Below are 23,855 nucleotides of genomic sequence, written 5' to 3' on the forward strand. Positions count from 1 at the left end.
TCAAACACCTCTTAAGTTCTATACGACGCATTTATGCGCACATATTCATATGATAAGTCACAACCATAAGCGGTAGCTTCTCCTTCTCCATCACCTACAGTAGCCTCTATAACGATGTTATCTGCTTCCAATTGTTGTTTTAAATAAGCTTCATCAAATGCCACCGACATGCCTTGTTTAACCACAGAAACTTGACATAATTTCACATTGGTTGCATTAGGGTCTATATATTTCGATGCATACCCCATCGCTGTTACAATTCTTCCAAAATTTGCATCTTCACCATGAATTGCTGTTTTAACTAAGTTAGATGAAACAATGCTTTTCGCCATTTTTCTAGCCTCATGAATATCTATTGCACCTTTAACCTTAGCTGTCACCAATTTTGTAGCGCCTTCACCATCTTTTGCAATCGACTGAGCCAAATAACGTGCAACATAATTGATAGCATAAACAAATTTTTGCCACTCAGGATGATTTTCATCTAACGAATGATGATTAGCTTGACCATTTGCCATACATAAGACCATGTTATTCGTACTAGAATCACCATCAACGGTTATCATATTAAAAGAGTGATCTGTAGTTTGACTTAAACATTGATTCAATGCCTTACTATCAACTTTTGCATCTGTCGTTATAAAACCTAGCATAGTCGCCATGTTAGGATGTATCATTCCAGATCCTTTTGCAGTGCCACCAATTGTCACTGTTTGATTATCTATGTCTACTTTTACAGACAAATGTTTCGTGGTAGTATCTGTCGTTAAAATCGATTGATTAAAATATTCACTCTGATTAAACGAATCTTGTAAAACATGATCGACGCCATGTTTTATTTTATCCATAGGTAAAAACGAACCAATAACCCCTGTCGAAGCAATACCAACATGATGTGGTTCTATGTTTAATCGTTCAGCTACCCAACTTTGCGTATCTTTCGCATCTTGTATACCTCTATCTCCAGTGCATGAATTCGCATTTGCTGAATTAACTACAACTGCCTGCAATGTTTGATTTATGCTGATACTATCTTCAGTTACTTTAAGAGGTGCCGCTTTGAAACGATTAAGGGTATATACACCTGCTGCAGTTGCTTCTGTCGTAGAATAAATCCAACCAAAATCTTTTTTCTTTCTTCTTAAACCAGCATGAAAACCACCACAATGGTGATCCTACATCACCATTAATATCTACAGTAATTTGATTGAGTGTATCTATTGTTTCAATATCTTTCATCTCATCTCTCCTTTCGGATCTTATTAAGGATAAATTGGTAACTGATTCAAACCAGTTGCCTCATCTAAACCATAAAGTAAATTTAAATTTTGGATTGCTTGACCACTAGCACCTTTAACTAAATTATCTATCACTGATACGATGACAGCTCTTTGATTTTTTTCATCTACATATAGACCTATATCGCAAAAATTACTACCATACACTTCTTTTGTTTTAGGGTATTCTCCTAAGTCTCTAATTCTTATAAATGGTTTCTGTTCATAATCATTTTTATAAATAGCATGTAAATGCTCAGCTGTCGTATTTTCGTTTAACTTCACATAAATTGTAGATAAAATACCTCTTGTCATCGGTACTAAATGCGGCGTAAACATCACATTACACTTTGTTCCTGCAATTTTAGATATATACTGTTCTATCTCTGGTTTATGTTTGTGGTTTCCAATTGCATAAGCACTAAAATTTTCATTCATTTCAGCGTAATGCACATGTTGTGCTAATGAACGGCCTGCTCCTGAAACACCCGTTTTTGAATCAATAATAATTGATTGAATATCGATTACATTTTGAGCAATCAGAGGATGTAAAGCTAATAAAATAGAAGTAGGAAAACAACCAGGATTTGCTATCAAATTTGTGCGTTGTGGATCTATTTCACTCCACTCTGCAATACTATAAAACGCCTTATCTAAAAGTGCTTGTTCTGCAGCTGCTTCACCATAAAATGTTTGATATAGATTTCTATCTGTCAGCCTAAAATCCCCTGACAAATCAATCACTTTAATACCTTTATTAATTAAATTTGGTGCTAAATGTTTGCTGACATTGGAAGGTGTTGCAAAAAATATAACATCACAAGACGTCGCTTGTTCATTTAATTCAGTATAATTAAGTGCGATATGGTTTAAATGTGGAAATGTTTTACTGATTGGTTCATCAATCTTAGAATGTGAAAATACATATTTAATTACGACGTTAGGATGATGTTGTATTAAACGTATAAGTTCTACAGCACCATAACCGCTTCCGCCTACTATTCCAACTGTTATCATCTGTTTCATACCTTTCTGAATATTCGGAATTTTTAATGTGCTATTTATTTTTTTCAAGCACTTCTTTAATCACTTCAGCAATTTGGTTAATCTCATCTTCACTAATAACTAACGGTGGTGCAATTCTAATAACATTGCCTTGTGTTTCTTTACACAACACACCTTTTTCTATCATTTCCAAGCAATAGGGCTGCGCTTGTTCTGTTAATTCAATACCGATAAATAACCCTCTCCCTCTGACATCATCAATGATTGGACTATCAATAAGTTGTAAATGGTTCAGCAATGTTTGGCCTAATTCAGCGGAACGTTCAATTAAGTTTTCGTCTAGCAAAACATCTATAGCTGCCATCGATACTGCGCATGCAAGTGGATTACCGCCAAATGTAGAACCATGTGTGCCGGGTGTTAAGACATTCATGATTGTCTCATTTGCTAAGATAGCTGAAATAGGATAAAGTCCACCGCCCAACGATTTACCGAGTAAATAAATATCAGGCTCTACACCTTCCCATTCCATAGCAAACATCTTGCCTGTCCTACCTAGTCCAACCTGTATTTCATCGGCGATGAATAAAATATTATGTTGATTACATAAATTACGCACTTCTTGAATAAAATAGTTTGGAGGAATATTCACGCCACCTTCACCTTGAATCGGTTCTAAAATAATGGCCGATGTATTATCATTAATCAATACTTTCAAATGTTCAATGTCTCCAAATTCTATATAATTAATATTATCTAGCAATGGGCCAAACCCATCTTTGTAGTTATCTTGGGCAGATAAAGATAAAGACCCTAATGTACGACCATGAAAGTTACCTTTCATAGCAATGATTTCACTTTCATTTTCTTTAATACCTTTGACATCTGAGCCCCATTTTCGTGCTATTTTAATTGCTGTTTCCACAGCTTCAGTCCCAGTATTCATAGGTAGTACTTTGTCTTTGTTTGCTAACTTGCAAATTTTTTCTTCCCATTGTCCTAAGTTATCACTATATAAGGCACGTGATACCATAGTTATTTGCTCGCTTTGTGCTTGAAATGCTTCAATAATTTTCGGATGACAATGTCCTTGATTTACTACTGAAAATCCTGCTATACAATCAATATATCGCTTACCTTCAACATCCCATACTTGTGCACCTTTACCTTTGGCTAATGCTAATTTCAAAGGACTATAATTATTTGAACTATATTGATCTGTTAATTCGAATAACGCATTCATTAAATACACCAACCTTATTATTATTCTAATATTTGTATTAATATTCATGAATATTACACTTTTAAATATAATAAGTCAAAGGTTTATTTAAATAATTTTTTATAAAAATATATTTAAAGGCTTTAAAACAAGCAAAAAAGCATCTATCAAAATTATAAAATTTTAATAGATGCACATAAATCATTGTATACAATTTGCATATCATCATTTGATGTTTAAGATAATATTCGTACCTACCATTCAAATTATACATTCAATCGTTTTAACAATTGCGGTAAAGGATATATTTAAGTGAAATGCCACATTAAATAAATAACAAAGGGGTATAAAGCGGAAAAAATCACCATTTTTTATTCCGCTCATACTATTGTTACTTTACATAAATAAATCCATGATTAATACAATGACCAAACCTACAATTGAAGATGTAAATAATAAAAGTCCCCAAGTTTTAAATGTATCTTTAATCGTTATATTAAAATATTCTTTAAATAACCAAAATGATGCATCATTCACATGCGTAATCGTGTTACTACCAGCAGCAGTTGCTAAAACCATCAATACTGGATTAACATTAAATGTAGGAATTAATGGCCCTACAATTCCAGCTGCAGTTATTGCTGACACCACGCCTTGTCCTGTAGCAATACGAATAAGTGCTGTAATTAACCACGCCATGATAAGTGGTGAAATATTTGTATTTTGCATTATTCCCGCAATATAATCACCTACATTTGCTTTTAAAATGATTTCTTTAAATGCACCACCAGCACCAACAATAAATATAATCGTTGCTACACCTTTCAACCCACTTTCAAAAGATTTCATCAATTCATCCATCTTTTTACCTTTTCTTAATCCAAAGACAACAATTGATGTAAGAATTGCGATTATAAGACTAATTTCTGCACTCCCAAAAAATGATACAATTTCATGCCATAAAGTGTCTTTAGTTATAAACATACTTAATATTGTTGAAAGTGAAATTAAAATAGCAGGAATTAATGGTATTAATAAACTCATTCCAAAACTAGGCATTTCACTTTCACTAAATTCTTTATTTTTCTGTAACAATGGTGGCACAGGATAATTTAAATTTTTCATCATTTTTGGCAAAAGAATACCTGCAATTATCACGCCAGGAATAAAGACAACCATTCCTAAAATGTATACCATTCCCATATCAGCATGATAAGCATCTACCAATGCAGTTGGACCTGCTTGAGGTGGAAATAGACAATGAGAAAGTGTCGTTGCGGCAACCATAGTAATAGCCAATTTCATAAATGGTATTTTAGCTTCAACCGCAATACTGATCACTAAAGGGGCTAAAATCATAAAGGCGACTTCATAAAATACGGAAATACCAAAGACAGCGCCAATAATAATCAATGCCCAATGTACATGCTTTGCACCGAATTTATTAATTAACGTAGTAGCTATTCGCTGAGCCGCGCCTGAGTCGACCATTAACTTACCTAAAATTGCACCAAATCCAATAATAAGCGCGAGACTACCTAACGTTGAACCTAATCCTTCTTTAACTGTATCTAATATTACCATCGGCTTCATACCGTTCAATAAGCCAACAGCAATAGCTGCAAAAATCAAAGAAAAAATACTGTTAACCTTTAATTTAATATTTAAGAATAATAATAACGCTACGCCAATAATAAGTGATATTATCGGTAAATGCTCACTCACAAATGACAATTTAAGTCCCCCAGTCAAACCAATTTTCTGAAAACGTATTCATAAACACATATTATACACCCTTTATTTCAAAATAACAACGTTGTTATTTTGAAGGTTTAAGCTTCATAAAAATTAAGAAGCACTTGCAAAGCAAATGGTTGAAATTTACCTTGCGCGTGCTTTTTTAGGAGTGAATGGTCAAATTATCTTGAAACTAAAGTTAATTCTGATAACTTTCAAATTGCCACTGTTTATCTGATAATACTTTTTTATAAAAAGGATCGACACCTATGACTTTAATACCATCAGCCAGTGCCTCTACTTCATCTAAATGATGTGTTGTTAATATAATCAAACAATTTCGCTTCATTTGATTGAGTAAATTATGAATATCAAACCTTGATTTCAAATCTATACCTACCGTAGGTTCGTCTAATATGAGAACTTGTGGGTTGTTCAATAAACCAATTAATACATTAACTTTACGTTTCGTACCTCCAGATAGGCGAGAAACAGTAACATTCAAATCATCGATATTTAATTGTTCCATATATTTTGTGATTAGCGCGTCCGATATTGCGTTTTTACATAAAGCTTTAAAACAATTGATGTTTTCTGCGACAGTCATATGCTCAAATAACGCAATATCTTGTGGTACATATCCAATCATTGCTTGTAATTGCTTTTTAGATAACCTTTTTCCAAAGTACGTAATTTCACCATGATCGGGTTGTTCTAACCCCGAAAGCATTCTTAATAATGTCGATTTGCCAGCTCCGTTTTCGCCTAGTAGCACAGTTAATTGTTGATTTTCTAACTTCATATTTAGAGATTGAAAAATTGTTTTATTATGATATTTCTTCTGCACATGTTTTAATGCTATCATCCCATCACTCCTAAATTTGTATAAAGACATAAATCACACTCACGACAAGCGCATATATAAACGTCATAAATAACCTATGACTCAGTGTGTTAATTTTAAATAATAGATACGCAACACCTGCTTCAAATAATACAATGATGAAAAGTGATTTTAAATAAAATATCCATGATAGTGACTGATGAAACAATAATGCGCTTATAATTAATATCATTAGCAACAAAATTGCATGTATAAGTATGTATGCAACATACAATCTTAACTGACTAAATTGTATCAAAAAAATTCTAATCAACGGGCCGTTCTGTTTTAACCTTTGGTGCAAAATAATTTGCACACTACTGATACACAACAATATCGCAAAAATAACACTCAATGATATAGAAGTTTCTGAATGTGACTTCACAAAATAATGTGCAATTTGCGATTGAGGTGTCTTGTCATGCAATATTTTATTCACTCTAGTCAAGGATGTACGATCACCATTATCATCTAGATGACTTTTAACGATGTTAGGTATCTGTTGTTCATATAATGACATACTTATAATTTCTAAAGTAATATCACCAATAAAATCATCTCTTCCATACAATAAAATGGTTTCTTTCAAACGATTGTCATGTAACTGTTGACTGTAATTTTTCGGTATTTGTAAACTTACAATCGCTTCTTTTCTTTCTATATATTCATCCAAATATGTTTCTTCTGTTGGCACTTCGATTTTAGTAATGTATTCGTTACTTGTGATGCTTTTGATTAAGCCTTTTGAAGCTGCTGATTGATCTAAATCTTGTACTGCAACAGGAATTTGAAATGATTTATTTAGCGTTTTATATACACCCCAGATAGCAATTAAAGAGATTAATAAGATACAGATAAAGGCTAAATGTTGTTTCCACTGTTTTTTAACAACTATGAAGAAATAGGGTTGAATCATGAGCGATACCTCCCAATCACTATCAAGACTAAGATAAAAATTGATATAAATAGACTACTATAAAAAGTTACTGGTACATCTAAAATATAATTATTCAATACAATTTCTAGCATTTGATTTGTTACAAAACTAAACGGTAAGTAATCAACCATACCCAAAATAGAATGTTTAAAATAAATTGTTGGTATCGTCATCCCTGATAATACAATAATCAATGTATTCAATATAATTTTTAGTGCATAGTTCATCCATTTAAAAGCAATTAAATCAATAATGGTTAACCAAATAATAATCATCAAGACATAGTAACTAAGTTGAATTACAATCGTTAACCAATTATAACTTTCAAATTGATTAGGTATGGATTTAATCAACCAAAGCGCACCGAAAAATGTCCATAATCCTGTATAAAATAGCGTGAATATACTTCTTATCAACGTTAATTTTTCAAACGAAAAATGATGCATGCTTAACCTTGACCACAACGCCGTCGTTTGGTTCATTTTTAAAATGGTAAATAATGACAAAGCGAAAATATAAATAGACACTAAATAAGTCGTGATTACATAGTAACTTACACTGTCATATATATGTATAGGTTCATAATCAAATGCACCAGTACGGTTTATTCCCGTAAACAATAGATCTGTTAATAACATCAATGTATGATCTTTATCATTATGTGATGACAATGTTGTATAACTTAGACCACCACCCATCGATAGCATGAGTCTTTGATATACTGAATCTGTTAACTGATTAATAACTAGACTTTTTGTAGATTGCTTATCATATGTATGTATTGAAATGGGCAAACTTCCATTTTTATAAAAATCATGTGTCATACCTTTTTCAAAAACATAATAACCCTCTAAAGTTTTATTTTTTAACTTTTTTTCAGCTACTTTTTGATTATACTTTTTTATGCTAATATCTTTCCCCAAATTGGCACCGTCACCTAGCGATTTCAATATGATTTGCGTTTCTGGAGACCGATCTTTATCAACAACACCAATTCTAAATTTCTCATTATCTTGATTTAATTGTTGAATCACTATTAAAGTAGCAAATAACCCTATAACTATAATTAATAAATATAATAGTAAATACCATTTTTTTAATAAAAAAGAGTGGTAAATGCGAAACAATTGTAATGTTTTCATTTTACCACTCTCCTTTTAGTTATTTTTTAAAATCTTTTGCTAAATCTTTAACGATACCTTCTGCTTTTTTAGAAATTTCCTTTTGTAATTTTTTCAAATCACTATCAGACAATTCATTTAGATCTTTAGCGCCTGATTTTTCAAATTTAATATCGTCTTTAAGTTTTGTCTCACCTTTGATATTAAATGTTACTGGTTGATATTGAACGTCTGTCGTTAATTCGAAATCTTGTTTTTGGGTATTATTTTTCACGTCGGTTTCTAAATTATTATTATATTCAAATTCAGTTTTGCGATAATTTGCATCGACGCTCACTTTACCTTTATCTGTACGTTTGTCACCATCTTGAGTTTCATTGTTTGATAGTTTTATCGTAGATTTCTTGTAACTTTCATTAGCTCCAATAGTATAATTATCTTTATATTTATCATCGTCTTTTGTTGATTTACCTTTCAATGATAACTCTGTATCATCTGCAGTAATTTTATAATTCATAGCTAATTTGTCATCATCAATTTGATTCGTTCCTGTTAATTTTACCTCTGAATCATTTTTATCTTTAGCAGTTAATTCACGTTTTAAAATCAGATTATCTTCTTCCCAAATCACAGATTTAATACTTGGAAAATCATTTTTATCTTGATCTTTCACTTCTTGTATAGCTTCATCGATTTTATCTTCATAATCTTCTGTTTTGAATTGATCTTCTGCAATTTTTTTAATATCTTTATCTTTCTTAGCTTTTTCCAAAACTGATTTCACGATTGCTTTTGTTTCGCCTTTGCTAAGTTTCAATGTTACTTTTTTAACATCTTTTTCATCACCATCTACATCAATCGTAGCATTTTCTTTTTCAAAATTATCTTTGTCTAATTTATCTATGACAACATCTGTATATTTACTACTTATTTTTTCTATATCTTTTTGTGAAATTTGAGACCCTGATAATAATGCGTTTAAGTTTAATGTATCATTTGTCAATACACTCTCTTTACCTGTTGTACTTGATGTATCTCCAGTTATTTTTTCATAAACGTCTACAAGTTCGTCATTTTTAGCTTTGTAAATATCGTTAAACAATGGTGATGCATAATATTGGTTATCTTTGTCTGCAGACCATTGAAACTTCCCAATTTCATTGTCAGCTATCGTTGGATTTAAAGCTAAAACTGATTTTTCTTTTTTAGGATCGTGTCCCACTGTCAATCCTATTTCAGAAGCATCCGCGACAGATTTAGGAATACCTGATGATTCTAATAAACTTTTTGGAACATCAGCATTTGCCTTTAAATCGATTAAATATGATTCATCTTTCATTTTATCTTGAAATTTAAATTCATTTTCAAATCGATCATTAGCATATTCTTGAAATTGGTTAGCTGTTTCCTTTTCACTCAATAAATATGTGTTTTTAGGTGTGTTTTTGGTAATAAAGTAATAAGCGGCGCCCCCAATACCGGCAATTAAAAGCACACCAATTACAACTGAGATAATAATTTTTACTGTTTTAGACATACCCTTCAACCTCCCATTAACTTTGATTGTTTTAATAATACCATAAAAGGCTTAATAATAATTTATTTATTTGATTTTTCTTTTATTTTTTACTTGCGCTTTAAATTAATTACTAAACATTTTTAATATATGTAATATATCATTACATCCAATCAATTGTGCACACAATACATATATAATTGATATTTTACATCTGTTCTTAATTTGTAATATATTCATAATCAACGAATTACAATATGAAAATAAAGTGAGCCTCAAAGATTACTTTCATCAGCAATCTTTGAGGCTCAATCTTAAGCTCTAAATTTTAAAATGTATAATTGAAAAACTGTGATTTCAGTCACTCTATGTTGTGCTATTTTTTTCATGTTTAACTTCTTTTTCCCACCATAATGCATCTTTTGGATTTTGAATCACATCTTCGTAATCTTCCTGTGATTCTACATTAGGATATGATCCTCTTAAAGATTTATTAGATGTTGATTTGAACATTGTTACAAAGATAATTAGTCCAACAATATTTATAAACATTAAATAGTAGGAAGGTGCAATTTGTTGGCCAGTTGTTTCTACTAGTGTAGAAAGGATAAACGGTGTTAGACCACCAAAAATAGCAGCACCTATATTATACACAAGCGATAGTGTACGCAATCTAACTTTAGTATGGAACATACTTGGTAACACTGAAGGCATAACACCTTCAAATGTTGACATAAATAGTGCAATGATAAATAAACCTAAGATTACTAAAGGCAACATTGGTATACTCATTAACCAAAAAGCTAACACTGAGAATAAACTGAAGCCTACTAAACCAAATATAATCGTCCGTTTATTTCCAATTTTATCACTATACCATCCGAAGAAAAATACGGCTGGTATCATGAGTAACATGGTAATCGTACTTAATATTGAGCCCATCGTTCCACCTAAATTAATCGTCGTATTCAAGAACGAAGGCATATATGACAATACCATGTAATTAGCTACATTTAAGAAAGCTACACCTGTAAAACAAACGACAACATCTTTCCAGTAATATTTAAAGATATCTAAATATGAATATTCTAATTCTTTTTGTTCTTCTAGTGTAGACTCATAAGCTGGACTTTCGTCAAGACTTGAACGAAGTATAATACCTACAATACCTAATGGTGCTGCTATGATAAATGGAATTCTCCATCCCCATTCAGCCATCTGTTGATCATTCAACAAACTATACATTGTACCAGCAAGTATTGCAGCTAATATATTCCCTGCAAGTGTTCCTACTTCAAGTCCACTACCTAATTTACCTCTTGTTTTATCTGGAGATGTTTCAGCAATATAAGTCATTGCTCCTGCATATTCACCACCAGTGGAGAATGATTGAATCATTCGAACTACTAATAAGAGTATTGGTGCCCAAATTCCAATTTGTTCTTGCGTTGGTAACAAACCTAGCATTAATGTAGAGGCAGCCATCAATAAAATGGTTGTAGATAAAACGATTTTTCTACCATATTTATCTCCCAAATGACTAAAAAATATTCCTCCAATTGGTCTTACAATAAATGCAAAAGCAAAGACAGCAAAGGTTGATACAATTTGCATTTCTTGTGGTAAATTACCAAAGAAATTCGCACTGATAACCACTGCCAATTGTGCATACAATCCAAAATCAAACCATTCGATTGCGTTACCTATCCCCGTTGCTACTACACCTTTTTTAGCTTGATTCGAATCTACATGATTCACTTTTTCTTTTTTAAACTTCACAAATAAAAACACCCCTTATTTATTTCCATAGATATAACATAACCTTTACGCGTATATATAAACACTTTCATTCTTTATTTTCAGAATTTTCCTACTCAATGACTATTAATATAGCGTTCTTAAGATTTATGAACTTTTGTTGAATGAACTATTTCTAATAACTGAGTTTGGTATAATGATTTAAAATCATTAAATTCGGAGGATTACATTTATGAAAAAAGTTTATTTTAACCATGACGGTGGTGTAGATGATTTAGTCTCACTTTTTTTATTAATTCAAATGGAAGAAGTTGATTTGATTGGTGTCAGTGCAATTGGCGCTGATAGCTACGTAGAACCAGCTGTGAGTGCTTCACAAAAAATTATAAATCGTTTTTCATCAACGCCTATCCATGTAGCAGCATCGAAAGAACGCGGCAAAAACCCATTTCCTAAAGATTGGCGTATGCATGCATTCTTTATGGATGCTTTACCTATACTGAATGAACCTACTTCGCAACACTCCAAATTGCTAAAACATGCAGCATATGAAGATATTATCGAAAAAGTAAGCGCAAGCGATGAAAAAGTCACTTTATTATTTACTGGACCGCTTACGGATTTAGCTAAAGCTATCACTATCGAACCAAAACTCGTAAATAACATTGAACGCTTAGTATGGATGGGAGGCACATTTTTAGATAAAGGTAATGTTGAAGAACCCGAACATGACGGTACAGCTGAATGGAATGCATTTTGGGATCCTGAAGCAGTTAAAACTATTTTTGATTCAACGCTAAAAATTGATATGGTCGCTTTAGAAAGTACAAATCAAGTACCTATGACTTGGGATATCAGACAAATGTGGGCAAATGAGCGTGCGTATACCGGTGTTGATTTTTTAGGTGTAAGTTATGCTGCAGTACCTCCGCTCACACATTTCCAAACAAATTCTACATATTTCTTATGGGATGTCTTAACAACTGCTTACATAGGCAAACCAGACTTGGTAAAACAACACGATGTTAAAACTTCTGTTCATGTTGATGGCCCTAGTCAAGGAAGTACATATATCGATGAAGAAAACGGCCGATTAGTTTCTGTGGTACATCATGTTGAACATGATAGTTTCTTTAATTACATCACAAATTTAGCTAAGCAAGTAAAATAAATATATGTAAATCAAAGAAGAAGCATAATCAAAATATGTGAATTGATTATACTTCTTCTTTTTGCTTTAAAATATATGCTTTGATTTTATAAACAGTTAATAATCAGAAACTTTCTTCTGTTAAAAATGCAGGATCGATATGTGCTTTAGTGATTTCCTCTAAACGTTGTACGTTAACGTCACCTTGCTTTGTTTGATTTAACCCATGCCTATGAGCTAATTCATTATTATATTGATTCAATGGATACATTTTAAAATTTTGTTTCTTATTTTTATACAACGTAGGTTCCAGCTCATAATGTGTTACCAGTGATTTCCATTTAACCTGATTAATTTTAGTTTGTTTTGGAGACTTTTCAATATTGAACGTTAAATTGCCTCCCAGTATATTGTTTTCATCACCTGTTGCCTGGCCATTCAAAAAATTTCCCAGGGAATAAGCCACTAGTGTTTTATGATTATCTTTACCTTTAACCCACTCCACAGGTTGAATGACATGGGGGTGTGTCCCAATCACTACATCTACCCCAGCGTCCGCAAACACTTTCGCAAATTTCTTTTGTGTTTTGTTTGGGTTATGTTTGCCTTCATTACCCCAATGCGCTGAAACGATGATAAAATCACCTTGTTTTTTGGCCTTAGCCACATCCTTTTTAATTTGTTTTTCATCGAAATAGTTAATGTAATATGGTTTATCAGATTGAATATCATTCGTGCCATATGTATAACTCAATAACGCTATATTAATATCGTTTTTATTCATGATTTGAATTTTATCTCTATTGTTTTGCGAATTGTATGTCCCAAAATATTCAATATCATCAAATTGATTCCAAAGTGCAATTTCATTCATAAGTCCGCTCGTTCCTTGATCTAATGCATGATTATTAGCACCGTTCACTAAATTGAACCCTGTGTCGGATAAATCTTTTGCTATTGCTTCTGGCGTATTAAACCGCTTAAACCCAGACAAACCTTTACTATCTCCACCAATGGGAGATTCTTGATTTATATAAGCTATATCTGAAGCTTCAATATCTTTTTTTTAAATGACTATACATTGGTTTGAAATCAAAATTCCCATTGTTCACCGAAGCATCATTATATACTTCTGGATGAATTAAATTATCTCCCACTGCATAAAATGAAACATTATGGTTCAAATGCTTAATATTTAATAAACAGCAGGCACTAACTACGATAAAACATAAAAACAATAAAGGAAGTAAAACTTTATATCTCATCACCTAAAACCCCTTCAATACAATATAAATTGTTGAAATGTTTTTCAAATTATAAATTCAATCGCTTTATATATTTATAAACTATTTATAGCATAACAAACTTTAAAAAATTAAGCTTTTATTATATATATTAAAATGAAATTTATATTGCGTAGTAAGCAATTTAAAAATAAACACGCGAAACCAAATAGCGTTCGCGTGCTTATTCTTGAGTATCAAATTTTTCGTCTAAACTCTTTTTGTCTTTATTAACTTATAATTTTAATCTTTTTAAAAATGCAAATTCATATTTAGACAACATTACTTATCAATAATGATTTGTCTATTATCTAAATTATAACTAATAATTAGACGAATTTTATCAAAACTATAATTTTTAAACATATTTTGTAACAGTTTCTGCTGACAATCTGTATGAGTCATGTCCAGGATTTTTAGCCTTTCCAATTGCAACAATCATTACTGGTTCAAAGCGTTCTGGGTCTAAATCGAATGCTTCAGCAATTTGATCTTTTTCAAAACCACCAATTGGATTTGTGTCATAACCATAAGATCTAGCAACGAGCATAAATTGCATTGCTGCTAAACTACTATCAATTTTAATAATATCATTCATTTCTGAACGATTTAAACTTTTATATAAGGGCAATATTTTTCCCAACATTTCAACCTTTACTTCTTCAGGCATATAACCATTTAAAACTGCATTATGATAAATATCTTCTCCATATTCATAATTTTGCATGTCGCCAAATATAATAACCATAGCTGCGGATGTATCATTTTGGCGTGTATTAAAACGAACAAGTGGTTTCAATTTTTCTTTCCCTGCTTCACTTTCAACCACTAAAAATCTCCACGGTTGCATATTCACAGATGATGGCGCTTTTGTTGCTTTTTGTATCATCTCATCCATTTCTGATCTAGGAATTTTAACTTGCTCATCAAACACTTTTACAGATTTTCTATTTAATACAACATCTTCAAAATCATTATTTTTCATTTCAAAATTCTCCTTAGTCTTTTTTACAAAATCAAATTATACGCAATTTGTTATATTTTACAAATCATCTGTTTAAAAATTTAATGATTTTTAAACTTCGAGAACAACATTACTTTGACTCATGAATTTCGTATAATGAAGTTTTTGATTTATTAAAACAATGAATAAACTAAGAAAAATATTTTTTATCAATAAGTCATATATAGTATAATTGAGATTAAACAATAGTTGATGTTTTGAATATATATTTATATTGTAGTAAAATAAATAAATCCGTTTTAACTCACAAACGGTGAACTTGTTTTTAAAAAAACACCCTATTATTTTGAACATTAGCAGACGATGTGTGCTATTCAAATAATAAATAGAGTTAATGGAAAAAGAGGTAAAATAATGAAATCTGTATCTGTTATTGTAACTTATTATAATTCAGAAGATTATATTGAAAAATGCTTAAACAGCTTAAAAAATCAAAGGTTCCAGGATTTTGAATTAATATTAGTTAACGATGGTTCAACTGATAATTCAAAATCTATTGCAACTGAAACAATCAAAGATTGGAACATCTCAATTAAAGAAATTGATTTAACTCAAAACTATGGGCATGCTTACGCAAGAAATATCGCGTTAGAAGCAGTAACATCACCTTATTTTATATTTATAGATTCTGATGATTATCTTGCATCATATGCGCTCGCTTTTTATATGAAACATTTAAATCAATACGATGCTTTAATTGCACCTATTCATTCTTTCACTTTAGATGTACCACAATACGTTGACCAAAATTTAGTGAAAGTGCAATATTTAAACACTAAAACAAAATCAAATCAGTTTCTGCGTAAACATTCTGTTTGTAACATCGTTTTTAAAACAGCCATCATACGTGGACATAATATTAAATTCAATGAAGATTTAGATATCTTTATCGATTGGTCTTTCGTCTTAGAATTCATTAAATATTCTAATGGTTTTGTAAGAATCAGTAGATTTCCTTTCTATATTAAAGGAGAAATCTATGATCCTTTCGAAAAACCGACTTTATCAACTCAAGATTTCAATATTATTTTTAATGACTATGTATATAGCTTTTCAGACGCTGTAAAACGTGCGCCTTTAAAAGAAAATAAGAAATTCATAAAAACTAAAATGAAGAATTTATATAGAGATTCTTTTGAACCATCATTAAGAAAAACACCAGAAAGATATGAATCAAATAGCGAACTTTTACCAAAAGTCACTAGGCAGTTAATGACTACAATATTCAAGAGTGAAAAACCATTATTTATTTTAGAATCATTAATGCTTATGTTTAATAAGAAAACACCAGCATTTAAAGTTAATAGATTTAGAAAGCGTGCTCGCTTAGCCAAAAATGTTGTTTTACGTCGGAAAAATAAAAATCGTTCATTATATCAACTTACAGATAATGAAAACAAAGTTAAGCCGAATACGATCATTTTTGAAGCTTTTGGTGGTAAAAATTATAGTGACAGTCCAAAATATATCTATGAATATATGATGAAATACCATCCAAACTATGAATTTATTTGGGTCTTCAGAAAACCTGATCAAGTATATTTACCAGGACCTGCTAAAAAAGTTAAAAAAGGTTCACAAGCATATTATGAAGCATATGCTAGCGCTAAATACTGGGTAACAAATGCAAGGCTGCCTTTATACTTGAATAAAAAAGCTAATCAAGTTTATATTCAAACTTGGCATGGAACACCTTTAAAACGTTTAGCAAATGATATGAAAGTCATCCGTATGCCTGGAACAACAACTGATAACTATAAACGTAATTTCAAGGAAGAAACAAGCAGATGGGATTATCTTATCTCTCCAAACGCTTATTCATCTAAGATATTTGAAACTGCTTTTTGGATGCCACCAGAAAAAATACTTGAAATTGGTTATCCTAGAAATGATGTCTTAGTTAATCGTGCAAATGATCAAGCTTACATTCAAGAAATCAAAGAAAACTTAAACTTGCCTGAAGACAAAAAAGTAATTATGTACGCACCAACTTGGCGTGATGATGAATTTGTCAAAAAAGGAAAATATTTATTCGACTTAAAAATCGATTTAAATAACTTGCAAGAAAAAATTGGTGATGACTATGTTATTCTATTAAGAATGCATTACCTTATCGCTAACGCATTAGATTTAAGAGGTTATGAAGATTTTGCAATTGATGTATCAAATTATAGTGATATCTCGGAATTATATCTAATTTCTGACTGCTTAATTACAGATTATTCTTCAGTAATGTTTGATTATGGTGTGCTAAAAAGACCTCAAATCTTCTTTGCTTATGACCTAGATAAATATGCCAAAGATTTGAGAGGCTTCTATTTAGATTATCACAAAGATTTACTGGGACCTATTTATCAAGATGCTCATAAACTAGCAGAGGACTTACAACACTTAGATCAAATTGAAAATGACTATAAATCTGAAATTAATAAGTTTTATAACGATTTTTGTTCAATTGAAAATGGTAATGCTTCTAAAGCAATCGCTGATTTGATTACCAAAAATCAATAAATATTGAATGATGCAAAGCGCATGGATATACATGCTTATGCTCAAAATAAGAGGGCAAATCCTTAACAATGGATTTGTCCTCTTTATATTTAAAATATTATGATTTTGATCGTGCATGCTTGCCTGGGGATATGGCTCGAGCCTGTAGTCTCTCGCTCATATCATTTCCCCGGGCGTCAGCACAATGCAAAATCGTTTGGAATATTTATCAAGATACAAAAGCAAAGGCTCATTCGAAACAATTCATTACCTCTAATATATGGATGAAGTTCTTATTTTATAAAATTAATAACATGAATTAGCCAGAAATCATAAGTAATAAAGAATTGGACCTTTTGATATAAGAATAATATGCGATTTTGACCGTGAATACTTGCCTGGGGGGCTTGAGCCTGTAGTCTCTCACTCATACTATTCCCCCGGGCAACAGCACGTTAAAAAATCACTGTAACTAATGCGCTATAGTATCAAGTAAACACATTTTCGTCTAAGCGCATTAAGTTTCATAAATTAAAGAGAACGCCATTTTACAACAGTTGGTCTCGATTCAACATATTAAACATAAACATCCCTTTCTCATTCATAATGAATGAAAAAGGGATGTGCTATATAGTGTCTTAACTTATAAATTATTTTACTGTTCCTGCATCTTTATCATGTACACCATGACGATAATAATCAATATGTTCAGGTTCTAATAGTTTTTTACCTCTGATTACATCAGCAGCTCTTTCAGCTATCATTAATACTGGAGAATGGATATTACCGTTTGTCGTGCGTGGCATAACTGAAGCATCTACAACACGTAAGTTTTCCATACCATGTACTTTAAATGTATCAGGATCTACTACTGACATTTCATCAGATTTTGGTCCCATTCTACAACTACAAGATGGATGCAATGCTGTTTCTCCATCACGTTTTACCCATTCGATAATTTCTTCATCTGTTTGAACTTCAGGTCCTGGTGAAATTTCTCCACCATTGAAAGGATCTAAAGCTTTTTGAGACAAGATATTTCTAGCGACCTTAATTGCTTCTACCCATTCACGTTTATCTTCTTCAGTAGATAAGTAATTAAAGACAAAATCAGGTTTTTCAAATGGGTCTTTAGATTTGATCTTCAAGTGACCGCGTGAATTAGAGTACATTGGACCAACATGCACTTGGTAACCATGTGCTGTTGGTGCTTTAGTGCCATCATATCTTACTGCAATTGGTAAGAAGTGGAACATTAGATTTGGGTAATCTACTTCATTGTTAGAACGCACGAAGCCTCCACCTTCAAAATGATTGGATGCAGCAGCACCTTTACGACCTAATATCCATTGCAAACCAATAAATGGCATTTTCAATTTATTTAAACTTGGTTGCATTGATACAGGTTGTTTACATGCATGTTGTACATATACTTCTAAATGATCTTCAAAGTTTTCCCCAACACCTGGTAAATGTAAACGAGGTTCGATTCCTACAGAACGTAAATGTTCTGAATCGCCAATACCTGATAATTGTAATAATTGTGGTGAATTAATTGCACCACCTGATAAAATAACTTCTTTAGCATTAACTGTATGTTCTTTACCATTTTTCTTGAATGTAACACCAGTTACTTTATTTCCATCAAAATTTAATTTAGTAACAAAAGCGCGTGTTTGTACGTCTAAATTTTTACGTTTCATAGCTGGATGTAAATAAGCTCTTGAAGCTGAAACACGACGACCATTATGAACTTGGCTATCAAAAGGACCAAATCCTTCTTGTCGGAAACCATTAACATCTGGTGTTTTATTATACCCCGCTTCTACACCTGCATTGAAAAATGCTTGGAATAGTGGATTTGTTGCTGGACCTCTTCTTAACTTAATCGGACCATGATGGCCACGGTATGGATCATCTTTACTTGAACCAAATGTTGTTTCTAAACGCTTAAAGTATGGTAAACAATGTGCAAAATCCCAATTCTCCATACCTTCAGGTTTTGCCCATTTTTCATAGTCCATTGGGTTACCTCTTTGATAAATCATGCCGTTAATAGAACTTGAACCGCCAAGCACTTTACCACGGGCATGACCTACTTTTCTACCATCCATATGTGGTTCTTCATTAGTTTCATAAATCCAGTCATATAGCTTATTGCCTGCTGGATACATTAAAGCAGCTGGCATTTGGATTAATAAATCCCAAGGGTAATCGCTGCGTCCTGCTTCAAGTACAAGTACATTATTAGATACATCTTCACTAATTCTCGCACCTAATACTGATCCGGCACTGCCGCCTCCGATAATAATATAATCATACGCTTCTCTCATTTTTATAGCCTCCTGATATATATTTCTAAGATTTTTAGTTAATTTTAGTGATTAACGTTACGCTTTACCGAACCAATTCACAGGCTCTGGATTTGTATTACGAAGGATATGTTTCTCAACTTGATACTCTGCTAGACCTTCTTTTCCAAGTTCTCTACCAATACCTGACTGTTTATATCCACCCCATGGTGCTTGTGCAAAATATGGATGGAAATCGTTAATCCAAACTGTGCCCATTCTTAATTGATTAACGACACGTTCTGCTTTACCAACATCGTTAGTAAATACACCGCCAGCTAGTCCATAAATAGAATCGTTAGCTAGTGTGATTGCCTGCTCTTCTGTATCAAAACCTTCGATTGTTACAACAGGGCCAAACACTTCTTCTTGAACGATGCGCATTGAAGTATCGCAATCAGTAATCACTGTTGGTTCAAAGAATAAGCCATCTTGTAAGTCTTCACGTTCTGGTCGTTTACCACCTATTGCAATAGTGGCATTTTCTGATTTAGCTACTTCCATATATTTCTCTATTTTTTCTCTATGTTCTACAGAGATTACTGGACCCATTTCAGTTTCTGGGTTAAAGCCATCGCCTAATTTAATGTTTTTGATTCTCTCAATTAATGCTTGTTCAAATTGGTTTTTAATTTTGTTATCTACTAAAATTCTGGCACCTGCTGAACAAACTTGTCCTGCATGGAAAAAGCCACCATTTAGTGCCTGATCAACTGCAAGCTCAAAGTCTGCATCACCGAATATAATATTAGGATTTTTACCACCTAGTTCTAAAGCAACATTCGTTACATGATCTGCCGCTTGTTTCATAATGTGTTTACCTGTCTGAATACCACCTGTAAATGATACTAAATCGACATCTTTATGCGCTGATAATGGTTCTCCTACTTCAGAACCCTTACCTAATACTAGGTTAATAACGCCTTTAGGGAAGCCAACTTCTTCCATCAATTCAAACACACGGATTGTTGTTAATGGTGTAATTTCACTTGGTTTCATTACTAAAGAACAACCAGTCGCTAATGCTGGCGCAATTTTCCAAGATGCTTGAAGTAAAGGATAATTCCAAGGTGTGATTTGTGTTACTACACCAACTGGCTCTTTAACGACTTTACTTTCTGTATTTGGGATTGGAGAATCAATAATTTCTCCCCCATCTTTATCTGCTAACCCAGCGAAAAAGTTAAATACATTCGCAATATCGTCCATATCAGCATAAGACTCTTCTAATGTCTTACCTGTATCTAACGTTTCAAGTTTCGCTAATTCTTCACGATGCGTTTCAATTAAATTAGCTATTGCTCTAACTTTCTTACCTCTATTTTCACTTGTTTCATTAGCCCATGTTCCTTCTTCAAAAGCGCGTCTTGCTGCTAAAATTGCACGTTCACTATCTTCTGCAGTTCCTTCTGCTACTTCAAGAATAACTGCTTGATTATATGGATTAATAATCTCTCTCGTTTGCTTATTTGAGCTTTCCACCCATTCTCCATCTATATATTGAAGACGAGATAAATGATCTACAAGTTCCATTAAAATTACCTCCGTTAAGTTTGTTAAATTTTTATTTAACGAATTTTATGAACTTTATGTTATCATAGTAGTTGAAAAAGTGTCAAATGTGTTTAAATATGATAGGGGTTTATACATGCATCTTTTGAGTATGGAATGTAAACTATAGGAACTCACTATTTATTTTTCACTTAACTATATATGGACTTGAACGGAGGTGGACAATTGGTACATTCGACCAACCCTGATTATCAATTAGAGGAAGCTAAGGATATCGTTATTAATGCTATAGGCGAAACCATGGATTTATACGGCATCAATAGAAGTGTAGGAAACTTATTTGGAACAATGCTTTTTGAAGACAGTATGACACTTGATGAAATGAGAGAACAGTTACAAATGAGCAAACCCAGCATGAGTGCTGGTGTTAAAAGACTTCAAGAATTTGATATTGTTAAGCAACAATTCACACGTGGTAGTAGAAAACAACATTTTGTCGCTGAAAAGGATTTCTTTAATTTCTTTAGTAATTTCTTTTCACGCAAATGGCGTCGGGAGATTGTTATTAATTCAGAAGGCGTTCACGATGCAGTAGCTATACTTGATAAGATTATTGATAACAGTAAAGCAGACGAAGCTACAAAATCGGAAGCAGAGGAAGTTAAACAACAATTACTTGATACTTTGCCTTATTATGAATGGCTAGACAATTTAAGTAATGCATTAGAATCTGGTGAAATATTTAAATATTTCCCAATTCCAGAAAAAAAAGACTAACAAAAAGCTGAGACAGTTCTTATGTCTCAGCTTTAAGTATGTGCTCATACGCATTGAAATACCGTGAATAAACTCACTTTTCAATGTTTGATTAATAGCTAGTTATTATAAAAAAGCGCACTAAAATCTTACCGTAAAATAAGATTTTGGTGCGCTTGTTATTTTTTTATTTATCATTTTCTCTACGTTCTCTTACTTGTGTTATGCGTAACGAACGTCTTTCTACTTCTCTATATTTTTCTGCTCTATCTTCAAGTTTCAATCTATCTTCGGACAATGTCCTTAAGAATGAAATCATCATCATGACAAATATGGCCAACAGAGGGACACTTGCCAATAAAGAAGCTGTTTTTAAGACTTCTAAAGCTCGTTCCCCACCTACTAACATCAATCCAAATGGTAATAGACATAGAGCAAAAGCCCAGTATAATCTATTTGCTTTTAATGGCTCGCCTATAACTTTCTTTTGAGAAGCCGCAGCCAATATATAAGAACCTGAATCAAATGTTGTTGCTAAGAATAAGAATGCAGATAACAAGAATAGCACGATGATTAAATTAGAGAACGGCAATTGATGCATCACTTCTATAATAGTAGCCTCTGTGCCATGCGTATTTAGGAAATGTATCACATCAAATGAACCAGTGATTTGTAAATAAACTGCATAGTTACCAAAGATACCAAAGAACAGTGCACATCCTAACGTTCCATAAATGATTGTACCAAGCACAATTTCTTTAAGTGTACGCCCTTTAGAAATACGTGCAATAAACAATCCTATAAATGGCGCATATACAATCCACCATGACCAATAGAAAATCGTCCATTGTTGTGGAAAATTCGTTTCTTTACGACCACCTATACCACCAAATGGTTCAATCCATGTAGCCATTTGGAAAAAGTTTTTAATCATGTTACCCATACCTGTAATAGAGGTTTCCATGATGAATACCGTTGGTCCAACAATAAATACAAAGCCTAGTAATACAAAAGATAGAATAACATTTGCATCACTTAAAACTTTAATTCCTTTTTTCAAACCAGAGTAAGAACTATATGCAAAGACAGCTGTAATTGTGAATAGAATAATACTACGCATCAACATACTGTCTCCTATACCTGTTAATTTTTCTATACCTGCAGAAATCATTGGTACGCCAAGTGCTAGTGACGTAGCTGCGCCACCAAGTAGACCAAAGATAAATAGAATATCAACTATTTTTCCTATAATGCCATCTGTCTGACCTTTTAAGATCGGACGCATTGTTTGACTGATTTTGTAAACTGGTTTTTTCTTGATAAAAACAAGATAACCAATTGCCAATGCTGGCAGTACAAATGTAGCCCAAGCAATTGGACCCCAATGGAACATGCCATACATAGTAGCGTAATTCAATGCACTATCCGTCATTCCTTTACCGCCATGTGGTGGATCTTGATAATAGAATGCCCATTCAATAACGCCCCAGTATAAGATATCTGAAGCAATTCCGGCACAAAACAGCATAGCTGCCCAACTAAAATTATTAAATTCTGGCTTATCTGTCGCTTCACCAAGCGTTACATTGCCATATTTACCAAATGCGATGTAGAGTACAAATATTAACGTTGCAAGTCCAATCAATAAATATACTGAGCCGAGTGTACTCGACACGACATCATTTAAATGCGTTATTATGTCCTGACTGGCCTTAGGAAAAACCATCATCGGAATAACTGCAATAAGTAATATCAAGGAAGACCCTATAAAGGTCGTCCAATCCATTACTTTTACTCTTTCTTTTTTCACAATAGACACCCCTTATTGTTAGT

16 protein-coding genes and 2 pseudogenes are annotated in these 23,855 nt (G+C 32.4%); 3 read left to right on the plus strand and 15 right to left on the minus strand.

Annotation, left to right across the window (positions count from 1 at the left end; genetic code table 11):
• Positions 1-11: 11 nt before the first annotated feature.
• The 9 genes and pseudogenes from argJ to KA926_RS06480 form a co-directional block, all read right to left on the minus strand.
• A pseudogene (gene argJ, locus KA926_RS06440) lies at positions 12-1,239 on the minus strand (bifunctional glutamate N-acetyltransferase/amino-acid acetyltransferase ArgJ).
• Between the two features lie 23 nt (positions 1,240-1,262).
• Entirely contained in the window at positions 1,263-2,294 is a 1,032-nt protein-coding gene (argC, locus tag KA926_RS06445; protein WP_210143863.1) for an N-acetyl-gamma-glutamyl-phosphate reductase, read from the minus strand.
• Between the two features lie 40 nt (positions 2,295-2,334).
• Positions 2,335-3,525, minus strand: a complete 1,191-nt coding sequence (gene rocD, locus KA926_RS06450; RefSeq protein WP_210143864.1) for an ornithine--oxo-acid transaminase — start codon at positions 3,523-3,525, stop codon at positions 2,335-2,337.
• A 375-nt stretch (positions 3,526-3,900) separates the two neighbouring features.
• Positions 3,901-5,238 (minus strand): gluconate:H+ symporter, encoded by a 1,338-nt coding sequence (locus KA926_RS06455; RefSeq protein ID WP_210143866.1) that lies wholly within the window; start codon positions 5,236-5,238, stop codon positions 3,901-3,903.
• A 202-nt stretch (positions 5,239-5,440) separates the two neighbouring features.
• Positions 5,441-6,106 carry an ABC transporter ATP-binding protein gene (locus KA926_RS06460; RefSeq protein WP_210143868.1) on the minus strand — a complete coding sequence of 222 codons (666 nt, stop codon included), beginning with the start codon at positions 6,104-6,106 and terminating at the stop codon, positions 5,441-5,443.
• Between the two features lie 10 nt (positions 6,107-6,116).
• Positions 6,117-7,040: an ABC transporter permease gene (locus tag KA926_RS06465; RefSeq protein WP_210143870.1), complete on the minus strand. Its 924-nt coding sequence runs from the start codon at positions 7,038-7,040 to the stop codon at positions 6,117-6,119.
• Entirely contained in the window at positions 7,037-8,203 is a 1,167-nt protein-coding gene (locus tag KA926_RS06470) for an ABC transporter permease (RefSeq protein WP_210143871.1), read from the minus strand. Before KA926_RS06470 ends, KA926_RS06465 begins: the two co-directional genes overlap by 4 nt.
• Positions 8,204-8,222: 19 nt before the next feature.
• On the minus strand, positions 8,223-9,719 hold the full coding sequence (locus tag KA926_RS06475; protein ID WP_210143873.1) for a flagellar basal body-associated FliL family protein: 1,497 nt from the start codon (positions 9,717-9,719) through the stop codon (positions 8,223-8,225).
• A 345-nt stretch (positions 9,720-10,064) separates the two neighbouring features.
• A complete protein-coding gene (locus KA926_RS06480; protein WP_210143875.1) occupies positions 10,065-11,477 on the minus strand; it encodes an MFS transporter in 1,413 nt (470 codons plus the stop codon).
• Between the two features lie 211 nt (positions 11,478-11,688).
• Between KA926_RS06480 and KA926_RS06485 the strand changes: the two genes are divergently transcribed.
• Positions 11,689-12,627, plus strand: coding sequence for a nucleoside hydrolase (locus KA926_RS06485; RefSeq protein WP_119536015.1), 939 nt, complete (start codon positions 11,689-11,691; stop codon positions 12,625-12,627).
• 103 nt (positions 12,628-12,730) lie between these two features.
• On the opposite strand, the pseudogene KA926_RS06490 reads toward KA926_RS06485, so the two are convergent.
• Together KA926_RS06490 and KA926_RS06495 are read right to left on the minus strand one after the other, a co-directional pair.
• Positions 12,731-13,871 (minus strand): annotated as a pseudogene (locus KA926_RS06490) (CapA family protein).
• 376 nt (positions 13,872-14,247) lie between these two features.
• Positions 14,248-14,874 carry a nitroreductase family protein gene (locus tag KA926_RS06495; RefSeq protein ID WP_107385389.1) on the minus strand — a complete coding sequence of 209 codons (627 nt, stop codon included), beginning with the start codon at positions 14,872-14,874 and terminating at the stop codon, positions 14,248-14,250.
• 393 nt (positions 14,875-15,267) lie between these two features.
• Between KA926_RS06495 and KA926_RS06500 the strand changes: the two genes are divergently transcribed.
• Positions 15,268-17,424 carry a bifunctional glycosyltransferase family 2 protein/CDP-glycerol:glycerophosphate glycerophosphotransferase gene (locus KA926_RS06500; protein WP_210143876.1) on the plus strand — a complete coding sequence of 719 codons (2,157 nt, stop codon included), beginning with the start codon at positions 15,268-15,270 and terminating at the stop codon, positions 17,422-17,424.
• A gap of 272 nt (positions 17,425-17,696) precedes the next feature.
• Here KA926_RS06500 and KA926_RS06505 read toward each other — a convergent pair whose 3' ends face one another.
• The 3 genes from KA926_RS06505 to betB form a co-directional block, all read right to left on the minus strand.
• A complete protein-coding gene (locus tag KA926_RS06505) occupies positions 17,697-17,834 on the minus strand; it encodes a hypothetical protein (protein ID WP_210143878.1) in 138 nt (45 codons plus the stop codon).
• A 219-nt stretch (positions 17,835-18,053) separates the two neighbouring features.
• On the minus strand, positions 18,054-19,736 hold the full coding sequence (betA, locus tag KA926_RS06510) for a choline dehydrogenase (protein WP_107383834.1): 1,683 nt from the start codon (positions 19,734-19,736) through the stop codon (positions 18,054-18,056).
• Positions 19,737-19,793: 57 nt separating this feature from the next.
• Positions 19,794-21,287 carry a betaine-aldehyde dehydrogenase gene (gene betB / locus KA926_RS06515; protein ID WP_107385780.1) on the minus strand — a complete coding sequence of 498 codons (1,494 nt, stop codon included), beginning with the start codon at positions 21,285-21,287 and terminating at the stop codon, positions 19,794-19,796.
• Positions 21,288-21,491: 204 nt separating this feature from the next.
• Here betB and cudC point away from each other — a divergent pair, with 204 nt between their 5' ends.
• Complete coding sequence (gene cudC / locus KA926_RS06520; RefSeq protein WP_107383832.1) at positions 21,492-22,043, plus strand: choline uptake/conversion transcriptional regulator CudC; 552 nt, start codon at positions 21,492-21,494, stop codon at positions 22,041-22,043.
• A 166-nt stretch (positions 22,044-22,209) separates the two neighbouring features.
• Here cudC and KA926_RS06525 read toward each other — a convergent pair whose 3' ends face one another.
• Positions 22,210-23,832 (minus strand): BCCT family transporter, encoded by a 1,623-nt coding sequence (locus KA926_RS06525; protein WP_210143880.1) that lies wholly within the window; start codon positions 23,830-23,832, stop codon positions 22,210-22,212.
• Between the last annotated feature and the right edge of the window lie 23 nt (positions 23,833-23,855).

Source organism: Staphylococcus sp. GDY8P94P (assembly GCF_017892255.1).
Taxonomy (GTDB): domain Bacteria; phylum Bacillota; class Bacilli; order Staphylococcales; family Staphylococcaceae; genus Staphylococcus; species Staphylococcus cohnii.